The 19,443-nt window shown below is 44.6% G+C and carries 13 protein-coding genes, 8 tRNA genes and 2 rRNA genes; 20 read left to right on the forward strand and 3 right to left on the reverse strand.

From position 1 onward, the window contains the following. Positions 1–92: 92 nt before the first annotated feature. The 6 genes from OCW38_RS00695 to OCW38_RS00720 all read left to right on the forward strand — a co-directional run bounded on the left by OCW38_RS00695 (position 93) and on the right by OCW38_RS00720 (position 4,048). Positions 93–168: transfer RNA gene (locus OCW38_RS00695), tRNA-Glu, on the forward strand. A gap of 2 nt (positions 169–170) precedes the next feature. Continuing rightward, positions 171–246: transfer RNA gene (locus OCW38_RS00700), tRNA-Lys, on the forward strand. A 70-nt stretch (positions 247–316) separates the two neighbouring features. Next, positions 317–392: transfer RNA gene (locus tag OCW38_RS00705), tRNA-Val, on the forward strand. Between the two features lie 402 nt (positions 393–794). Next, a 23S ribosomal RNA gene (locus OCW38_RS00710) occupies positions 795–3,688 on the forward strand. A 100-nt stretch (positions 3,689–3,788) separates the two neighbouring features. After that, positions 3,789–3,904: ribosomal RNA gene (gene rrf, locus OCW38_RS00715) — 5S ribosomal RNA — on the forward strand. Between the two features lie 67 nt (positions 3,905–3,971). Continuing rightward, positions 3,972–4,048 (forward strand) — tRNA-Asp (locus OCW38_RS00720). Positions 4,049–4,677: 629 nt separating this feature from the next. On the opposite strand, the gene pssA is transcribed toward OCW38_RS00720, so the two are convergent. Together pssA and OCW38_RS00730 are read right to left on the reverse strand one after the other, a co-directional pair. Next, complete coding sequence (gene pssA / locus OCW38_RS00725) at positions 4,678–6,018, reverse strand: CDP-diacylglycerol--serine O-phosphatidyltransferase (protein WP_010435586.1); 1,341 nt, start codon at positions 6,016–6,018, stop codon at positions 4,678–4,680. Between the two features lie 91 nt (positions 6,019–6,109). Beyond that, positions 6,110–6,541, reverse strand: coding sequence for a GNAT family N-acetyltransferase (locus tag OCW38_RS00730; RefSeq protein ID WP_010435583.1), 432 nt, complete (start codon positions 6,539–6,541; stop codon positions 6,110–6,112). A gap of 66 nt (positions 6,542–6,607) precedes the next feature. Here OCW38_RS00730 and murB point away from each other — a divergent pair, with 66 nt between their 5' ends. Continuing rightward, positions 6,608–7,654 carry a UDP-N-acetylmuramate dehydrogenase gene (murB, locus tag OCW38_RS00735; RefSeq protein ID WP_010435581.1) on the forward strand — a complete coding sequence of 349 codons (1,047 nt, stop codon included), beginning with the start codon at positions 6,608–6,610 and terminating at the stop codon, positions 7,652–7,654. Next, complete coding sequence (gene birA / locus OCW38_RS00740) at positions 7,651–8,616, forward strand: bifunctional biotin--[acetyl-CoA-carboxylase] ligase/biotin operon repressor BirA (protein WP_016769201.1); 966 nt, start codon at positions 7,651–7,653, stop codon at positions 8,614–8,616. Before murB ends, birA begins: the two co-directional genes overlap by 4 nt. 7 nt (positions 8,617–8,623) lie before the next feature. Here the strand turns inward: birA and coaA are convergent, their stop codons facing one another. After that, a complete protein-coding gene (coaA, locus tag OCW38_RS00745; RefSeq protein ID WP_029189146.1) occupies positions 8,624–9,547 on the reverse strand; it encodes a type I pantothenate kinase in 924 nt (307 codons plus the stop codon). 210 nt (positions 9,548–9,757) lie between these two features. On the opposite strand from coaA, the gene OCW38_RS00750 reads away from it, so the two are divergent. From OCW38_RS00750 to rpoB, 12 genes are all read left to right on the forward strand, one after another. Further along, positions 9,758–9,833, forward strand: a tRNA-Thr gene (locus tag OCW38_RS00750). 43 nt (positions 9,834–9,876) lie between these two features. Continuing rightward, positions 9,877–9,961 (forward strand) — tRNA-Tyr (locus OCW38_RS00755). A 39-nt stretch (positions 9,962–10,000) separates the two neighbouring features. Continuing rightward, positions 10,001–10,075, forward strand: a tRNA-Gly gene (locus OCW38_RS00760). Positions 10,076–10,088: 13 nt separating this feature from the next. Beyond that, positions 10,089–10,164, forward strand: a tRNA-Thr gene (locus OCW38_RS00765). A 92-nt stretch (positions 10,165–10,256) separates the two neighbouring features. Beyond that, on the forward strand, positions 10,257–11,441 hold the full coding sequence (tuf, locus tag OCW38_RS00770; protein ID WP_010435158.1) for an elongation factor Tu: 1,185 nt from the start codon (positions 10,257–10,259) through the stop codon (positions 11,439–11,441). A gap of 223 nt (positions 11,442–11,664) precedes the next feature. Continuing rightward, complete coding sequence (gene secE / locus OCW38_RS00775) at positions 11,665–12,042, forward strand: preprotein translocase subunit SecE (protein WP_010435558.1); 378 nt, start codon at positions 11,665–11,667, stop codon at positions 12,040–12,042. Positions 12,043–12,055: 13 nt separating this feature from the next. Continuing rightward, on the forward strand, positions 12,056–12,604 hold the full coding sequence (gene nusG / locus OCW38_RS00780) for a transcription termination/antitermination protein NusG (RefSeq protein WP_010435556.1): 549 nt from the start codon (positions 12,056–12,058) through the stop codon (positions 12,602–12,604). Positions 12,605–12,817: 213 nt separating this feature from the next. Further along, positions 12,818–13,246 carry a 50S ribosomal protein L11 gene (rplK, locus tag OCW38_RS00785; protein ID WP_010435555.1) on the forward strand — a complete coding sequence of 143 codons (429 nt, stop codon included), beginning with the start codon at positions 12,818–12,820 and terminating at the stop codon, positions 13,244–13,246. A 4-nt stretch (positions 13,247–13,250) separates the two neighbouring features. After that, positions 13,251–13,955 carry a 50S ribosomal protein L1 gene (gene rplA / locus OCW38_RS00790; protein ID WP_010435553.1) on the forward strand — a complete coding sequence of 235 codons (705 nt, stop codon included), beginning with the start codon at positions 13,251–13,253 and terminating at the stop codon, positions 13,953–13,955. Between the two features lie 244 nt (positions 13,956–14,199). Continuing rightward, positions 14,200–14,694, forward strand: coding sequence for a 50S ribosomal protein L10 (gene rplJ / locus OCW38_RS00795; RefSeq protein ID WP_010435550.1), 495 nt, complete (start codon positions 14,200–14,202; stop codon positions 14,692–14,694). A 57-nt stretch (positions 14,695–14,751) separates the two neighbouring features. Beyond that, complete coding sequence (gene rplL, locus OCW38_RS00800; RefSeq protein ID WP_010435548.1) at positions 14,752–15,117, forward strand: 50S ribosomal protein L7/L12; 366 nt, start codon at positions 14,752–14,754, stop codon at positions 15,115–15,117. Between the two features lie 234 nt (positions 15,118–15,351). Continuing rightward, positions 15,352–19,380: a DNA-directed RNA polymerase subunit beta gene (rpoB, locus tag OCW38_RS00805; RefSeq protein WP_261894771.1), complete on the forward strand. Its 4,029-nt coding sequence runs from the start codon at positions 15,352–15,354 to the stop codon at positions 19,378–19,380. Positions 19,381–19,443: the final 63 nt, after the last annotated feature.

A 19,443-nucleotide genomic window follows, 5' to 3' on the forward strand; every position in this document is an offset into this window, starting at 1 on the left:
GATTGATTAGGTTTAGAAAAGCAAAGAGATGAAGAACTCCCAAGTTCTTCAAGGTTTGTTTCTACTTTTAAAAGTAGAGATAAATTAGCAGTGTCCCGTTCGTCTAGAGGCCTAGGACACCGCCCTTTCACGGCGGTAACAGGGGTTCGACTCCCCTACGGGATACCATTGGGTCGTTAGCTCAGTTGGTAGAGCAGTTGACTTTTAATCAATTGGTCGCAGGTTCGAATCCTGCACGACCCACCATTCTTTCTCCGCGTAAAGGATGGCTTTTATTTTCACTTTTATTAAAAGTGAAGACAAAAGAAACTATCGTGGGCGATTAGCTCAGTTGGGAGAGCACCTGCCTTACAAGCAGGGGGTCACTGGTTCGAGCCCGGTATCGCCCACCATTCTCTAAATATTCTTGGTTATTTACATATCCAAACCACTTCTTTTGTCGTTGGTTGGTATCTTTGACCCTGAGAGTCTTTAGAAAATGTGAATTTTAGAACACTGTTCTTAAAGTCTCATGCTCTTTAACAATTTGGAAAGCTGACTGATTGATTACTTACGAGTAATTCAATCAAATTTAAAAGTTCTCAATGTTTATCTTTCATTAGATAAACACAACAAACACATTCAAGTGTCTTGTATTCGAATCAAACTTTAGTTTGATTCACAATTGAGTCCGGCAAACAGTTATCAAGAATTAACCCTTCTTGATGACAACCAAAAACCTTGGTTAGTTGCCATACGCTTATTTGTCTTCACTTTTTAAAGTGAAAGCAAATAGAAACCCTTTCGGGTTGTATGGTTAAGTGACTAAGCGTACACGGTGGATGCCTTGGCAGTCAGAGGCGATGAAAGGCGTAATAACTTGCGATAAGCCCAGATTAGGTAGTAATAACCTTTTGAGTCTGGGATTCCTGAATGGGGAAACCCACGTGCATAAGCACGTATCCTGTTGTGAATACATAGCAACAGGAGGCAAACCGGGGGAACTGAAACATCTAAGTACCCCGAGGAAGAGAAATCAACCGAGATTCCGAAAGTAGCGGCGAGCGAAATTGGATTAGCCCTTAAGCTTTTAATGATGCAGGTGAAGAGTCTGGAAAGTCTCGCAACAAAGGGTGATAGCCCCGTAACCGACACATCATAATCAGTGAAAACGAGTAGGGCGGGACACGTGATATCCTGTCTGAATATGGGGGGACCATCCTCCAAGGCTAAATACTACTGACTGACCGATAGTGAACCAGTACCGTGAGGGAAAGGCGAAAAGAACCCCTGTGAGGGGAGTGAAATAGAACCTGAAACCGTGTACGTACAAGCAGTAGGAGCACCTTCGTGGTGTGACTGCGTACCTTTTGTATAATGGGTCAGCGACTTAATTTTAGTAGCAAGGTTAACCGTTTAGGGGAGCCGTAGGGAAACCGAGTCTTAACTGGGCGTACAGTTGCTAGGATTAGACCCGAAACCAGGTGATCTAGCCATGGGCAGGTTGAAGGTTGAGTAACATCAACTGGAGGACCGAACCGACTAATGTTGAAAAATTAGCGGATGACTTGTGGCTAGGGGTGAAAGGCCAATCAAACCTGGAGATAGCTGGTTCTCCCCGAAAGCTATTTAGGTAGCGCCTCGGACGAATACTACTGGGGGTAGAGCACTGTTAAGGCTAGGGGGTCATCCCGACTTACCAACCCTTTGCAAACTCCGAATACCAGTAAGTACTATCCGGGAGACACACGGCGGGTGCTAACGTCCGTCGTGGAGAGGGAAACAACCCAGACCGCCAGCTAAGGTCCCAAAGTATAGCTAAGTGGGAAACGATGTGGGAAGGCTCAGACAGCCAGGATGTTGGCTTAGAAGCAGCCATCATTTAAAGAAAGCGTAATAGCTCACTGGTCGAGTCGGCCTGCGCGGAAGATGTAACGGGGCTAAGCTATACACCGAAGCTGCGGCTACGTACCTTAGGGTATGTGGGGTAGGGGAGCGTTCTGTAAGCCGTTGAAGGTGGTCTGTAAGGGCTGCTGGAGGTATCAGAAGTGCGAATGCTGACATGAGTAACGATAAAGGGAGTGAAAAACTCCCTCGCCGGAAGACCAAGGGTTCCTGTCCAACGTTAATCGGGGCAGGGTAAGTCGACTCCTAAGGCGAGGCCGAAAGGCGTAGTCGATGGGAAACGGGTTAATATTCCCGTACTTCTTACAATTGCGATGGGGGGACGGAGAAGGCTAGGTGGGCCTGGCGACGGTTGTCCAGGTTCAAGTATGTAGGCGGGTGGTTTAGGTAAATCCGGACCGCTACTAACGCTGAGATACGATGTCGAGCTACTACGGTAGTGAAGTCATTGATGCCATGCTTCCAGGAAAAGCCTCTAAGCTTCAGATTGTAAGGAATCGTACCCCAAACCGACACAGGTGGTCGGGTAGAGAATACCAAGGCGCTTGAGAGAACTCGGGTGAAGGAACTAGGCAAAATGGTACCGTAACTTCGGGAGAAGGTACGCTCTTATCAGTGAAGTCCCTTGCGGATGGAGCAGACGAGAGTCGCAGATACCAGGTGGCTGCAACTGTTTATTAAAAACACAGCACTGTGCAAAATCGTAAGATGACGTATACGGTGTGACGCCTGCCCGGTGCCGGAAGGTTAATTGATGGGGTTAGACTTCGGTCGAAGCTCTTGATCGAAGCCCCGGTAAACGGCGGCCGTAACTATAACGGTCCTAAGGTAGCGAAATTCCTTGTCGGGTAAGTTCCGACCTGCACGAATGGCGTAATGATGGCCACGCTGTCTCCACCCGAGACTCAGTGAAATTGAAATCGCTGTGAAGATGCAGTGTACCCGCGGCTAGACGGAAAGACCCCGTGAACCTTTACTACAGCTTGGCACTGAACATTGAACCTACATGTGTAGGATAGGTGGGAGACTATGAAATTGCGTCGCTAGATGTGATGGAGTCGTCCTTGAAATACCACCCTTGTAGTTTTGATGTTCTAACGTTGGTCCCTGAATCGGGATTACGGACAGTGCCTGGTGGGTAGTTTGACTGGGGCGGTCTCCTCCCAAAGAGTAACGGAGGAGCACGAAGGTGGGCTAAACACGGTTGGACATCGTGTGGTTAGTGCAATGGCATAAGCCCGCTTGACTGCGAGAATGACAATTCGAGCAGGTGCGAAAGCAGGTCATAGTGATCCGGTGGTTCTGAATGGAAGGGCCATCGCTCAACGGATAAAAGGTACTCCGGGGATAACAGGCTGATACCGCCCAAGAGTTCATATCGACGGCGGTGTTTGGCACCTCGATGTCGGCTCATCACATCCTGGGGCTGAAGTCGGTCCCAAGGGTATGGCTGTTCGCCATTTAAAGTGGTACGCGAGCTGGGTTTAGAACGTCGTGAGACAGTTCGGTCCCTATCTGCCGTGGGCGTTGGAAAATTGAAAGGGGCTGCTCCTAGTACGAGAGGACCGGAGTGGACGAACCTCTGGTGTTCGGGTTGTCATGCCAATGGCATTGCCCGGTAGCTAAGTTCGGAATCGATAACCGCTGAAAGCATCTAAGCGGGAAGCGAGCCTTGAGATGAGTTTTCCCTGGCACTATAAGTGTCCTAAAGGGTTGTCGTAGACTACGACGTTGATAGGCAGGGTGTGTAAGTGCTGCGAGGCATTGAGCTAACCTGTACTAATTGCCCGTGAGGCTTAACCATACAACACCCAAGGGGTTTTGTGGACTCAATAGAAAGACAGACCTTGAATGCGTTTGAAGAGACATAACTTTTAGATTAGCTTTCCGAATTTTAAAATTTGCTTGGCGACCATAGCATTGTGGACCCACCTGATTCCATGCCGAACTCAGAAGTGAAACACAATAGCGCCGATGGTAGTGTGGGGCTTCCCCATGTGAGAGTAGGACATCGCCAGGCTTTAAATTAAATCTTTAGGTTGACCAACCTGGAGATATGGACGCTCACTTAGTGAGTTGACCACTGCGGAGTGGTAGTTCAGTTGGTTAGAATACCGGCCTGTCACGCCGGGGGTCGCGGGTTCGAGTCCCGTCCACTCCGCCACTTATTAGAAAGCCCTGCTAGTAATAGCAGGGCTTTTTTACATTTGAAGAAAAGTGTTTTGCTTTTAGATTGTATGAGTGCGGTAAAGGCATCGAGCCCCTGCACTTAACGCTATGCCGGCACATATTAGAAAGCCTAGTCTGACGACTAGGCTTTCGTCGTTTTAAGCGTATGTGTTTTGGAATTTGGCTACAGATCCTTATCACTAGCTCTGGTACTTCACTCGATATCGGGACGTGCTGCTTGGGAATATAGGTGGTTACTTCTAACTCTGGTCGTTAAGCTAAAATAGAACAGAACATCAAATTTGGCTTATCTTATTGCTTTATTATGTGAGATTTCCTATCGCTCACGTACTTTGCTGTAGGGAATGACGACCATTATTGCTTTTAATACGTAGAGGGTAATTGTCGATTATGTTCGTATTGGTACTCGTTTAACTGTTCTCTATATCATACCGGATACAGGTATCCGGAACTCTTAGACTAACTAAGGAAAAGTTAGGGTACTTAGCACTTAGATCTACCACACTCACTGTGAATAAATAGAGATGTTGACTCGTTACCTCGTAGATACAAAAACGCCTAGCGTTTGCCAGGCGTTGATAAATAGTGTTTTTAATACATCTACTACAGTATTTGCTTAAGCACTCTATCGGCTTTCACGCGAGTGATCTTTCGAATCAATTTCTGAACTTCGACCGGGTAGGTATCGACTTTATCTAATTGTTTGTAAGTGCAGATAAGTTGCGTATGTTGAAGGATGTTATCAACTTCGGCTTGGAACTTATCCGTTAGGTGATGGTAGTTATCTTGGATAAAAATACCATTCTCTAGATCTAGTTTCCATGCGCGAGGGTTGAGATTATTCCCCGTTAATAGCATATAGCGCTTATCGACCCAAATACCCTTAAGGTGGAAGCTATTAGAGTCGTGTTTCCAAAGCCGAATTGATAAATTGCGACTGGCAATGTTGGCTTCATTGGCTTTAGCAAAACGACGTAAGTTCAATTCGTAAAGGTAAGGCAGCCCGCCAATGGTTTTAAACTCTTCTTCTGGTGAAATGAAGAAGTCGTTCGCGGTCTTATCACCAACAACAATGCTGACCTTTACACCACGCTTGAGCGCTTTCTTTACTTCCTTTGCTAAACTAGGTGGGAAGTTAAAGTAAGGAGTACAAATGAATATCTCATCTTTCGCTTGAGCAACCAGCTGATTAATTCCTTGATTCAGGCGATTACGTCTTTTACCTATACCGACCAGTGGCGTTATGGCAACTTGTTCAGGTGAAACTTCTTGTCCATCGAACTGATATTGAGATCTTGCTAATGACGAACGGAATTGGCGAATAGCTGGTTTGAGTTCTTTGGTAGCAGGCTTGTTCTTATCAGCTAAATCATAAACAGCACTATCTGCGATCATTTGTTCTTGTACATAAGTGAACATTGAATCAGCCAGTGTTGGGTTGTTTAAAACATGGTAGCGATCAAAGCGATAGCGGTCATGATAATTCAGATAAATATTATTAAGACTTGCACCGCTATAGATCACGTTATCGTCGACAATAAATCCTTTCAGATGTAAAACGCCAAAGACCTCTTTACCGCGAACAGGGATGCCATAGACAGGAACAGAGAGCTGATATTTTTCAGCGAATTCTTTGTACATTGCTGCATTGCCTTCAGAAGATTCTGCACCAATTAATCCGCGTTGTGCTCGATGCCAATCGACACAAACACTCACGTCCAAATCTGGGTTCTTTTGCTTTGCTTCATATAAGGCAGTTAGGATCTCACGGCCAGCCTCATCATCTTCAAGGTACAAAGCGACTAAACTAATACGAGTCGTTGCGCGAGATATCTCGTCAAGTAAACGAGTTCGAAACTCTTGCGCTGATAGTAGTACTTCAAACTTGTCAGGATTCTGCGCTATGGTTGGCAATTGTATGAATGGATTCCTACTGGCAATCATATTGACTGTTTTACCTTAAAAATATGCAAAATTGCGAACCTTTAATTTTACCAAAGGCATAGCATCAAATACTAGATAATCGAGGCATTCTCTAACAATTTTGCTGATAATGCATAGGAATGAGATCTTTTCCGCTATTCGAATATCGCTCGTATAAAACTCTCAAACCATTAGGTAGTTGTTTTGGGTCTATTTGTATAAATTGGTGTCGTGTATAAAAGTTTATGAGATGAGCGTATGTAAAGCAGTAGTCTTTTTCTGTGAGTGTATGTTGCTCACAGTACTCCATAAGCTGGGAGCCTAATTGCTTGCCTCTATGCTGTTTTGAGATAGCCATGCCGGTAAGCAAGCGGCTATCTTCTATCGTTCGAAAACGCACGACACCACAAAGCTCGTTATCCAGTAACAATGAATAAATCAGTTCACTCTTATTAGCTTTTCCTGTTGGGTAGTGTTCTTTATAGAAACGTTTAACGAGAGGAACCTTTACGGGGTCTAATTGGGTAATGATGACATTGTTCATTCTGTCACTGCGCCACTTGTTTATCTACGGTAGAATGGCTGCAGTGTAAGTTAATTGAATATCATCATGCAATTCCATCTCAATGCTAGTTTAAAAAATGTTCATACATTTTCCATCGATCAGACGTGTGATGCGTTGGTTGAAGTGACAACCATCGAAGAACTGATTTCTGTTTATAAAGACTCTAAATGGTCGGCCTTACCTAAGTTAATACTGGGAAAGGGCAGTAACATGCTTTTTACTGATCATTTCGCGGGCCTGATCATTGTGAATCAGTTGACGGGGATTACTTTGACCGAGATAGATAGCCATCACTTACTGCATGTTAACGGTGGTGAAGATTGGCCTAGCTTGGTTGAGTGGAGCGTTGGAAAGGGGCTTGGTGGCCTCGAAAATTTAGCAATGATACCGGGCTGTTCAGGTTCTGCACCTATTCAAAATATTGGTGCATATGGTGTTGAACTGCAAGACGTGTGCGAATATGTCGATACTCTTTGCCTGGATACTTATACAGTTAAACGATTAACCAAAGAGCAATGTCTCTTTGGTTATAGAGATTCTATTTTCAAACACGCTTTATACGGTAAAGCGATTGTTGTTGCGATCGGCTTAGCATTACCTAAAGAGTGGAAGCCGTGTAATCACTACGGTCCGTTAAAAAGCCTTCCTATAGAGACCCTTTCTCCTCGTACTATATTTGATGAAGTATGTGCCATTCGTTCGAGCAAGTTGCCAGACCCTGCTGTGCAAGGTAATGCCGGCAGCTTCTTCAAAAACCCAGTGATCACCAAAGATCATTTTGATCGATTGCTATTGCTGTACCCGAGCATTGTAGGTTATGAGAATAATAACATGATCAAAGTTGCTGCTGGATGGCTCATTGATCAATGTCAGTTCAAAGGTGTAATCGAAGGTGGTGCTCAAGTTCACCCAAACCAAGCGTTGGTTATTATCAACTATGACAAAGCCACTGCTTTGGATGTCATTAAGCTAGCTGAGCGAGTACGTCAATCTGTCTTAGATAAATTTGATATTCAATTGGAACATGAAGTCCGTTTTATGGGACGACAAGGTGAGACAAACTTAGATAAAGCATTGGAGATATTAGTATGAGAGAACACAGTACTAAGCTTGCCTTATTAAGATGCCTTGCTGATGGTGAGTTTCATTCTGGAGAATTCCTTGGTGAAATGATCGGAGTATCACGAGCTGCGATCAGTAAGCATATTAAAGGTATTCAAGAGTGGGGCTTGGATATTTATCGAGTGCAAGGGAAAGGTTATAAGCTAGCCAGACGCTTAGAAATGCTTGACCAAGGGCGATTGTCTGCTGTTAGCCGTGATGCTTCCCTTGAACTGATTCCAATCATAGGTTCAACAAACCAGCATCTGTTAGAACGCACCAACGACCTCGAATCCGGTTCAGTCTGCATTGCTGAATATCAAGCAGCAGGTCGAGGACGTCGCGGGCGCGAGTGGGTGTCACCATTTGGCGCTAATCTGTACCTTTCGATGTACTGGCGACTTGATGCGGGTATGGCTGCTGCTATGGGATTAAGCCTCGTAGTTGGTGTTGCCGTTGTTGAAGCTTTGGAAGAGATGGGAGTCGAAGGCGTTAAGCTTAAATGGCCGAATGACCTTTACCATAATGACAAAAAGCTAGCAGGAATATTGGTAGAGTTGTCAGGGCAATCTGGTGGTGCTGCTCATATTGTAATTGGTTTGGGCCTTAACTTATCTATGGACCCGACAACATCAGGTATTGGCCAGCCATGGACCTCTCTCAAGGAGGTGTGTGATGGACAAGTACCGGATCGTAATCAGCTTGCACAGGCTCTGATTAATGCCTGGGACAAGTCTCTTGTCGACTATGAACTAACAGGGATGTCGAATTTTGTCGAACGTTGGAATCGCTTAGATAATTTCTTAGGTCGCAATGTCAAATTGATTATTGGACCTAGAGAAATTGAAGGTGTCGTTCAGGGGATCGATGAACAAGGTGCCGTGTTACTCAAAACAGAGAACGGCATCGAGAGCTATATTGGTGGAGAGATATCGTTAAGAAAAGGAGACTAAGGCGTTACTATTTTCTAAGCAACACTTCTTCAACCATATGATCTGCGCCTTTACGTAGAATCAGATGTGCCCTTTCTCTTGTCGGAAGGATATTTTGTTCTAGGTTCAAGCCATTAATTGAGCTCCATATACCTTCCGCTTTATCGAATGCTGCTTGATTCGACAGACGGGTGTAATGACTAAAGTACGAACCGGGCTTGGTAAACGCGCCATCACGAAATTTCATGAAACGATTGATATACCACTCTTTGATCTGCTTGCTGTCCGCATCAACATAGAGTGAAAAATCAAGGAAATCAGATATGAAGACACGATGTGGTTCGTGTGGGTAGTTCATGCCACTTTGCAAAACGTTAAGTCCTTCAATGATAAGAACATCTGGTAGATCCACACACTTCACATCACCAGTAATATTATAAGTCAGGTGAGAGTAAACTGGCGCAGTGACATTTCTTTTACATGCTTTAACATCTGAAACAAAGTTGACTAAGCGCTTGATGTCGTAAGACTCAGGAAACCCTTTCTTACTCATCAACCCTTTCTCTTCTAACACCTCATTTGGGTACAAAAAGCCATCTGTGGTCACGAGTTCTACTTTGGGATGGTTTTCCCAGCGGGATAAGAGAGCTTTAAGCAGGCGTGCGGTTGTACTTTTACCTACAGCAACACTTCCAGCTATGCCAATAATAAAAGGTGGCGCTTTCTCTTTTTTATCTAGGAATTCATGAAGCACTGAATTTCTGTTTTGTCTTGCGGCAACATAGAGATTCAATAGACGAGATAACGGTAGATAAATCTCTACAGCTTCTTCCATTGTGAGTTTTTCATTGATGCCTTGAAGCTCTTTTAAGTCGCTTTCAGAAAGTGTCATCGGAACTAAATTCCTTAGCTCAGACCAACGTGCGCGGTCGAATGACATATATGGACTCATACTAAACTCTATAGTGGATGACAAAACAAGTGCATGGAAAATACATCATGCGCTAGATAAATAAAATATCTTCCTGTACTAGATGCGGGTTAAAGGCAGAAACCTTGAGCTAAATAGCTGTATATAGGAATTTGAGATGAGATTTTTCCATTTTTTTTCAATTTACTATTGCAAGGTGGAAAATCATTCAATAAAATGCGCCCCACTTGTGCCGACTTAGCTCAGTAGGTAGAGCAACTGACTTGTAATCAGTAGGTCACCAGTTCGATTCCGGTAGTCGGCACCACTTTCTCCCTTCCTATAAGGCAGCGAGAGAAAGCTCAAAATTTGGAGGGGTTCCCGAGTGGCCAAAGGGAGCAGACTGTAAATCTGCCGGCACTGCCTTCGATGGTTCGAATCCGTCTCCCTCCACCATATTCTAAAGGTTAAATAGCTCAAGCAGAGTTACGTGTTGCGTGCATCGTATAATGGCTATTACCTCAGCCTTCCAAGCTGATGATGCGGGTTCGATTCCCGCTGCACGCTCCAACTCATTTTGTGTGCTGATATAGCTCAGTCGGTAGAGCGCACCCTTGGTAAGGGTGAGGTCCCCAGTTCGACTCTGGGTATTAGCACCAGTCTAAAGCTTCTTCTCCTTTAATAAAAAACCATTTTTTTGGTTGCGTGGTCTTATGTTAAGCCACCTAATCCGTACCTAGAGGGACACCCCATGTCTAAAGAAAAATTTGAACGTACGAAACCGCACGTAAACGTTGGTACTATCGGCCACGTTGACCACGGTAAAACAACTCTAACTGCTGCTATCTGTACTACTCTTGCAAAAGTGTACGGCGGTGTTGCTAAAGATTTCGCATCTATCGATAACGCTCCAGAAGAGCGTGAGCGCGGTATCACAATCGCAACTTCTCACGTTGAGTACGACACTCCAGCACGTCACTACGCACACGTAGACTGTCCAGGACACGCGGATTATGTTAAAAACATGATCACTGGTGCTGCACAAATGGACGGCGGTATCCTAGTTGTTGCTGCGACTGACGGCCCTATGCCTCAAACTCGTGAGCACATCCTACTTGGTCGTCAAGTTGGTATCCCTTACATCATCGTATTCATGAACAAATGTGACATGGTTGATGACGAAGAGCTACTTGAGCTAGTTGAGATGGAAGTTCGTGAACTTCTTTCTGAATACGACTTCCCAGGTGATGACCTACCAGTAATCCAAGGTTCAGCACTTGGCGCACTAAACGGCGAGAAGCAATGGGAAGACAAGATCGTTGAGCTTGCAGAAGCACTAGATTCTTACATTCCTGAGCCAGAGCGTGCAGTAGACCAACCGTTCCTACTACCAATTGAAGATGTATTCTCAATTCAAGGTCGTGGTACTGTTGTAACTGGTCGTATCGAGCGCGGTATCCTACGTGTAGGTGACGAAGTAGAAATCGTTGGTATCAAAGAGACTACTCTTACTACTTGTACTGGTGTTGAAATGTTCCGTAAACTGCTTGACGAAGGTCGTGCAGGTGAGAACGTTGGTGCACTTCTACGTGGTACTAAGCGTGATGACGTTGAACGTGGTCAAGTACTTTCTGCGAAAGGTTCTATCAACCCACACACTAAGTTTGAGTCTGAAGTATACGTACTTTCTAAAGACGAAGGCGGCCGTCACACTCCTTTCTTCAAGGGTTACCGTCCACAGTTCTACTTCCGTACAACTGACGTAACAGGCGACATTACTCTACCTGAAGGCGTAGAAATGGTAATGCCAGGTGATAACGTTCAAATGACTGTTGAGCTAATCGCTCCAATCGCAATGGACGAAGGTCTACGTTTCGCAATCCGCGAAGGTGGCCGTACAGTTGGTGCTGGTGTTGTAGCTAAAATCTTTGCATAAGATTTGACGAACCACTAGTAAAAAGGGCATCATTTGATGCCCTTTTTCTGCGCTGAAAAAAGAGTTGGATGTTTTGACATCGATTTTCGCTATTAGCAAAGAATTAAACGGTCTTTTTGACTAAAATGACTGTTAGATGTGTTGTTTTGCAACGCAAAGGAATGTGCCCTGCAACAGCGGGGTTATTGTCGTCTATATTTAAGACTTATCACAGGTTGGTTTTATGAAAGCAAACGCTGAAACTCCTGATAGCTCAGGTGCAGCAGATACAATGAAGTGGATCGTCGCTTTTGTTCTGTTGGCTGCTGCTGTTGTGGGTAATTACCTGTATGGTGAATTGTCTGTTGTAATTCGCGCTGCAGGTGTAGTTGTGCTGATTGCTGCCGCACTAGGCGTTGCAGCAACAACAACTAAAGGTAAAGCTGCGATCGATTTTGCAAAAGAATCTCGTATGGAGATTCGTAAAGTTGTTTGGCCTACTCGCCAAGAAACTATGCAAACTACATTGATCGTTTTAGCTGTATGTATTGTTATGTCTCTAGTGCTTTGGGGAATTGACGGCATTATGGTCCGTCTAGTTTCTCTAGCAACTGGGGTGTAGAGGGTTCTGATTCATGAGTGAAGCTCCAAAAAAACGTTGGTATGTAGTTCAAGCCTTTTCTGGCTTTGAAGGTCGTGTTGCACAATCGCTACGCGAGCATATTAAAATGCACAACATGGAAGAACTATTTGGCGATGTGCTAGTACCTACTGAAGAAGTAGTGGAAATGCGTGCAGGTCAACGCCGTAAAAGTGAACGTAAGTTCTTCCCTGGCTACGTATTAGTTCAAATGATCATGAATGATGAATCATGGCACTTAGTACGCAGCATTCCGCGTGTTATGGGCTTCATTGGTGGTACCTCTGATCGTCCTGCACCAATCACTGATAAAGAAGCTGATGCTATCTTGAACCGTCTAGAGAAAGCGAGCGAGTCTCCACGTCCTAAGACAATGTTCGAAGCGGGTGAAGTGGTTCGTGTGAACGATGGTCCATTTGCTGACTTTAACGGTACTGTTGAAGAAGTAGATTACGAGAAAAGCCGCATTAAGGTATCTGTATCGATCTTTGGTCGTGCAACACCGGTTGAGCTTGAATTCGGTCAGGTTGAAAAACTGGACTAATACTCGAACCTTTGATCAAGCTGTGGATAAATACTTCATAAGCTGTTCAAAATAAAAGAGTATAAAAAATCACCTTTTTAGGGTTGTTAAAGGCGCGAATTATGATTATAATTTCGCGCCTTTTTGCTTCTTCGGAAGTAAAAAAGAGTTAATTTAATTTGTGGGGAGCTTGCCTTACGGTTAGCGCACGTACCCAAAATATTAGGAAATATCATGGCTAAGAAAGTTGAAGCTTATATCAAACTGCAAGTTGCAGCTGGTATGGCAAACCCAAGTCCACCGGTTGGTCCTGCTCTAGGTCAACACGGCGTGAACATCATGGAATTCTGTAAAGCGTTCAACGCAAAAACAGAATCTGTTGAGAAAGGTCTACCTACTCCAGTAGTTATTACTGTTTACAATGACCGTTCTTTCACGTTCGTAACTAAGACTCCACCTGCTGCTGTTCTTCTTAAGAAAGCTGCTGGCGTTAAGTCTGGTTCAGGTCGTCCAAACACTGAGAAAGTTGGTACTGTAACTGACGCTCAAGTTCAGGAAATCGCAGAAACTAAAGCTGCTGATATGACTGGCGCTGACATCGAAGCAATGAAGCGTTCTATTGCTGGTACTGCTCGTTCAATGGGCCTAGTGGTAGAGGGATAAGATCATGGCAAAACTTACTAAGCGTATGCGCGTAATCCGCGACAAAGTTGACTCAACTAAAGAATACGAAATCAACGAAGCTGTTGCTCTTCTTAAAGAACTAGCTACTGCTAAATTCGTTGAGTCTGTAGATGTTGCTGTTAATCTAGGCATCGATGCTCGTAAATCTGACCAAAACGTACGTGGCGCAACTGTGCTACCTCACGGTACTGGCCGTGAAATCCGCGTTGCTGTGTTCACTCAAGGTGCAAACGCAGAAGCAGCTAAAGAAGCTGGCGCAGATATCGTTGGTATGGAAGATCTTGCTGAGCAAGTGAAAAAAGGCGTAATGGACTTTGACGTTGTTGTTGCTTCTCCTGATGCAATGCGCGTTGTTGGTCAACTAGGTACAATCCTAGGTCCACGCGGTCTAATGCCAAACCCTAAAGTTGGTACTGTAACTCCTAACGTTGCTGAAGCGGTTAAAAACGCTAAAGCTGGTCAGGTTCGTTACCGTAACGACAAGAACGGCATCATCCACACTACTATCGGTAAAGCATCTTTCGAAGCTAACCAGCTTCAAGAGAACCTAGAAGCTCTTCTAGTTGCTCTTAAGAAAGCTAAACCTTCTTCAGCGAAAGGTACTTTCCTGAAGAAAGTAAGCATCTCTACTACGATGGGTGCTGGTGTTGCTGTTGATCAAGCTAGCCTTGATACTCAAGCAAACTAATTTGCTTAGGCGCAGATTTAGTGTATACTTCTGCGCCTAATATTTGTGGTTGGGTGGTTTTTGAAGCAATTCAAAATCATCTATCCCAAGACCGTAGGCGCTAAATCTTTTTAAGATGAAGCTTAATAAAACCTACGTAGGCGATGTTGTTGTTTGAAGTGAATTTATTTGCTTTTAAATAACATCGTAAACGCTCAATACATTTTGTACTGAGTGCTGTAATCACAACCAGAGGTTAATCCAAATGGCTTTAAATCTTCAAGACAAAAAAGCAATTGTTGCTGAAGTCAACGAAGCTGCCAGTGGTGCACTTTCTGCAGTTGTAGCTGATTCTCGTGGCGTTGAAGTTGGCGCAATGACTTCTCTACGTAAACAAGCTCGCGAAGCGGGTGTTTACATGAAAGTTGTTCGTAACACACTAGCACGCCGTGCGGTTCAGGGTACAGACTACGAGTGTCTAGTAGACACTTTCACTGGTCCAACTCTGATCGCATTCTCTAATGAGCACCCAGGTGCTGCAGCGCGTCTTTTCAAAGACTTCGCTAAAGAGAATAAAGATTTCGAGATCAAAGCTGCTGCATTTGAAGGCGCAGTTACTGATGCTGAAGTACTAGCGACACTACCAACTTACGACGAAGCTATCGCACGCCTAATGATGTGCATGAAAGAAGCTTCTGCTGGCAAGCTGGTTCGTACTATCGCTGCTGTTCGCGACCAAAAAGAAGAAGCTGCGGCATAAGCCTTGCTTTTCACTGGTTGCTATTTAAACTTATTGTTGACTTAAAAGAGAATTGTTATGTCTATTACTAACGAGCAAATCCTAGACGCAGTTGCAGAAATGTCTGTAATGCAAGTTGTTGAGCTTATCGAAGCTATGGAAGAGAAATTCGGTGTTACTGCTGCTGCTGCAGTTGTAGCTGGTGGTGCTTCTGCTGAAGCTGCTGCTGAGCAAACTGAATTCGACGTTATCCTTACTGCTGCTGGCGCTAACAAAGTACAAGTTATCAAAGCTGTACGTGGCGCAACTGGCCTAGGTCTTAAAGAAGCTAAAGGTCTTGTAGACTCAGCTCCTGCAGCGCTTAAAGAAGGCGTTGACAAAGCTGAAGCTGAAGCTCTTAAAGCACAGCTAGAAGAAGCTGGCGCTTCTGTTGAAATCAAGTAATTATTACTTAATTTCTTAGCCGCAAGGCTAATGGCTGGTGGTTAATTAACCACCGGCCTTTTTGCGCTGTAGGGCTATGACGAATTTTCCGCTGTTTAACCGTCATAATCCGAGCAAAAAAACAGTCATTTTTTCGAAATGATTGTTCACTACAGTAAACAGCTGTTTGTCACCGCCCCCTCTGAAGAGTGTTTTGGGTGGTTTGGGTCACTTATCAGCGAGCTGAGGAACCCCATGGTTTACTCTTATACCGAGAAAAAGCGCATCCGTAAGGATTTTGGTACTCGTCCACAAGTTTTGGACATTCCATACCTGTTATCGATCCAGCTTGATTCTTTCGATAAATTCATCGAACAGGATCCAGAAGGTCAATACGGTCTTGAAGCTGCTTTCCGTTCTGTATTTCCAATTCAGAGCTACAACGGCAATTCTGAGCTGCAATACGTTAGCTACCGTCTTGGTGAGCCAGTTTTTGACGTTAAAGAATGTCAAATCCGCGGTGTTACTTACTCAAAGCCACTACGCGTAAAACTACGTTTAGTTATCTTTGATCGAGATGCACCAGCAGGTACTGTAAAAGACATTAAAGAACAAGAAGTCTACATGGGCGAAATTCCGCTTATGACAGACAATGGTACTTTCGTAATTAATGGTACCGAGAGGGTTATCGTATCCCAGCTGCACCGAAGCCCAGGCGTGTTCTTCGACAGTGATAAGGGTAAGACCCACTCATCAGGTAAAGTTCTTTATAACGCACGTGTAATTCCTTACCGTGGCTCATGGTTAGACTTTGAGTTCGATCCTAAGGATAACTTATTCGTACGTATCGACCGTCGTCGTAAACTACCTGCATCGATTATTCTTCGTGCACTTGGTAAATCGACAGAAGAGATCTTAGATCTGTTCTTCGACAAGGTGAACTTCGAAGTGAAAGACCAAACTCTACTTATGGAGTTGGTCCCTGATCGTCTACGTGGTGAAACTGCGTCATTCGACATCGAAGCAAATGGTAAAACTTACGTTGAGACTGGTCGTCGTGTTACTGCTCGCCACATCCGTCAACTTGAAAAAGATGGCGTTGAGCACATCGAAGTACCAGTAGAGTACATCGTTGAAAAGATTGCTGCGAAAGATTACATCAACGAAGCAACTGGCGAGATAATTGTTGGTGCAAACCAAGAGATCAGCCTAGAGGCTCTTGCTAACTTATCTCAAGCAGGTCACAAGACTCTAGAAGTTCTGTTCACGAATGACCTAGACCATGGTCCATTCATGTCAGACACTCTACGTGCAGATAGCACAGTAGATCGCATTTCTGCATTGGTAGAAATCTACCGCATGATGCGTCCTGGCGAGCCACCAACGAAAGAAGCTGCAGAATCATTGTTCGAAAGCCTATTCTTCTCTGAAGATCGTTACGACCTATCAACTGTAGGCCGTATGAAATTCAACAGCTCTATCGAGCGTGAAGAAGAAGAAGAGCGCGGTACTCTGGATGAATCAGACATCATTGAAGTGATGAAAAAACTGATCGGCATCCGTAACGGTAAAGGCGAAGTGGACGATATCGACCACCTTGGTAACCGTCGTATCCGTTCTGTAGGTGAAATGGCAGAAAACCAATTCCGTGTTGGTTTAGTTCGTGTAGAACGTGCCGTTAAAGAACGTCTAAGTCTTGGTGATCTTGACGCAATTATGCCTCAAGACCTTATCAACGCTAAGCCGATCTCTGCTGCAGTTAAAGAATTCTTTGGCTCTTCACAGCTTTCACAGTTTATGGACCAAAACAACCCATTGTCAGAAGTTACGCACAAACGTCGTATCTCTGCTTTAGGTCCTGGTGGTCTTACTCGTGAGCGCGCAGGCTTCGAAGTACGTGACGTTCACGTAACTCACTACGGTCGTCTATGTCCGATCGAAACGCCTGAAGGTCCAAACATCGGTCTGATTAACTCGCTATCTGCGTTTGCACGTTGTAACGATTACGGTTTCCTAGAAACTCCGTACCGTCGTGTAGTAGATGGTGTTGTAACAGAAGAAGTTGATTACCTGTCTGCAATCCAGGAAGGTCAATTCGTTATCGCACAGGCGAACACGGTTCTTACTGAAGAATCTACGTTTGCAGATGAGCTAATCACTGCTCGTCAAAAAGGTGAATCTGGTCTTCACCCACGCGATCACGTTGACTACATGGACGTTGCGACAAACCAAGTAGTATCTATCGCTGCTTCGCTTATCCCGTTCCTAGAACACGATGATGCGAACCGTGCATTGATGGGTGCCAACATGCAACGCCAAGCGGTACCAACACTTAAGGCTGATAAGCCTCTAGTAGGTACTGGTATCGAACGTAACATCGCAGTTGACTCTGGTGTTACAGCGGTTGCTAAACGTGGTGGTCAAGTTCAGTCTGTTGACGCTTCTCGTATCGTAGTTAAAGTTAACGAAGATGAATTGGTACCTGGCGAAGCTGGTATCGATATCTACAACCTAACTAAGTACACGCGTTCGAACCAAAACACATGTATTAACCAACGTCCAACTGTACTTCCTGGTGAACCAGTTGCACGCGGCGATGTTCTTGCTGATGGTCCTTCAACTGACCTTGGTGAACTTGCTCTTGGCCAAAACATGCGTATCGCATTTATGCCTTGGAACGGTTACAACTTCGAAGACTCGATCTTAGTATCTGAGCGCGTAGTTCAAGAAGACCGTTTCACGACAATCCACATTCAAGAACTATCTTGTGTGGCTCGTGATACTAAGCTGGGTTCTGAAGAGATCACAGCTGATATTCCAAACGTAGGTGAGTCTGCTCTGTCTAAACTAGACGAGTCAGGTATCGTTTACATTGGTGCTGAAGTTAAGGGTGGCGACATCCTAGTTGGTAAAGTAACCCCTAAAGGTGAAACTCAACTGACTCCTGAAGAGAAGCTACTACGTGCTATCTTCGGTGAGAAAGCATCTGATGTTAAAGATACTTCTCTACGTGTACCAAACTCTGTTTCAGGTACTATCATCGATGTACAAGTCTTCACTCGCGATGGCGTAGAGAAAGACAAACGTGCACTTGAAATCGAACAGATGCAGCTTAAAGAAGCTAAGAAAGACCTAACTGAAGAGTTCCAAATTCTCGAGGGCGGCCTTCTTAACCGTGTTAAAGCTGTACTTCTGTCTGGTGGTTACTCTGAAGCTAAGCTTGATACTATCGGTCGTAAGCAATGGCTAGAGCAAGTTCTAGAAGACGATGCGCTACAAACACAGCTTGAGCAACTTGCTGAGCAGTGGGATGAGCTAAAAGCTGACTTCGATAAGAAGTTTGAAACTAAGCGTCGTAAAATCACTCAAGGTGATGATCTAGCGCCTGGCGTTCTTAAGATTGTGAAAGTTTACCTAGCGGTTAAACGTCGTATCCAGCCTGGTGATAAGATGGCCGGTCGTCACGGTAACAAAGGTGTAATCTCTAAGATTAACCCTGTTGAAGACATGCCATACGATGAGAAAGGTCAGCCTGTAGACATCGTACTTAACCCACTGGGTGTACCATCGCGTATGAGCATCGGTCAGATCCTAGAAGTACACTTAGGTTTGGCTGCGAAAGGTATCGGTGACAAGATCAACCAAATGGTTAAGGAACAACAAGAGCTGCATAAGTTCCGTGAGTTCCTACAGAAGGTTTATGATCTTGGTGATACTCGTCAGAAAGTTGATATTGCTGAACTGTCTGATGATCAAGTTCGTACACTGATTAAGAACTTACGTGGCGGTCTACCGATTGCTACCCCTGTGTTCGACGGTGCTTCTGAGTCTCTAATCAAAGAGCTATTAAAACTGGGTGATCTGCCAGAATCTGGTCAGCTTAAACTGTTTGATGGTCGTACTGGTGATTCGTTTGAGCGTCCTGTAACTGTTGGTTACATGTACATGCTGAAACTGAACCACTTGGTTGATGACAAGATGCATGCTCGTTCAACTGGTTCTTACAGCCTAGTAACTCAGCAACCACTTGGTGGTAAAGCTCAGTTCGGTGGTCAGCGTTTCGGTGAGATGGAAGTATGGGCACTAGAAGCATACGGTGCTGCATATACTCTACAAGAAATGCTAACAGTTAAGTCGGATGACGTTAACGGCCGTACTAAGATGTATAAGAACATCGTAGACGGTAACCATAGCATGGAACCTGGTATGCCAGAGTCGTTCAACGTACTGTTGAAAGAGATTCGCTCGCTAGGTATCAACATCGAGCTAGAAGACGAAGAGTAATCCCTCTTTTTAAAAAGATTGGATTACTTGGTAAAGGGGGCTCACTTTAGTCGGTGAGCTCCT

The organism is Vibrio cyclitrophicus (assembly GCF_024347435.1).
Taxonomy (GTDB): domain Bacteria; phylum Pseudomonadota; class Gammaproteobacteria; order Enterobacterales; family Vibrionaceae; genus Vibrio; species Vibrio cyclitrophicus.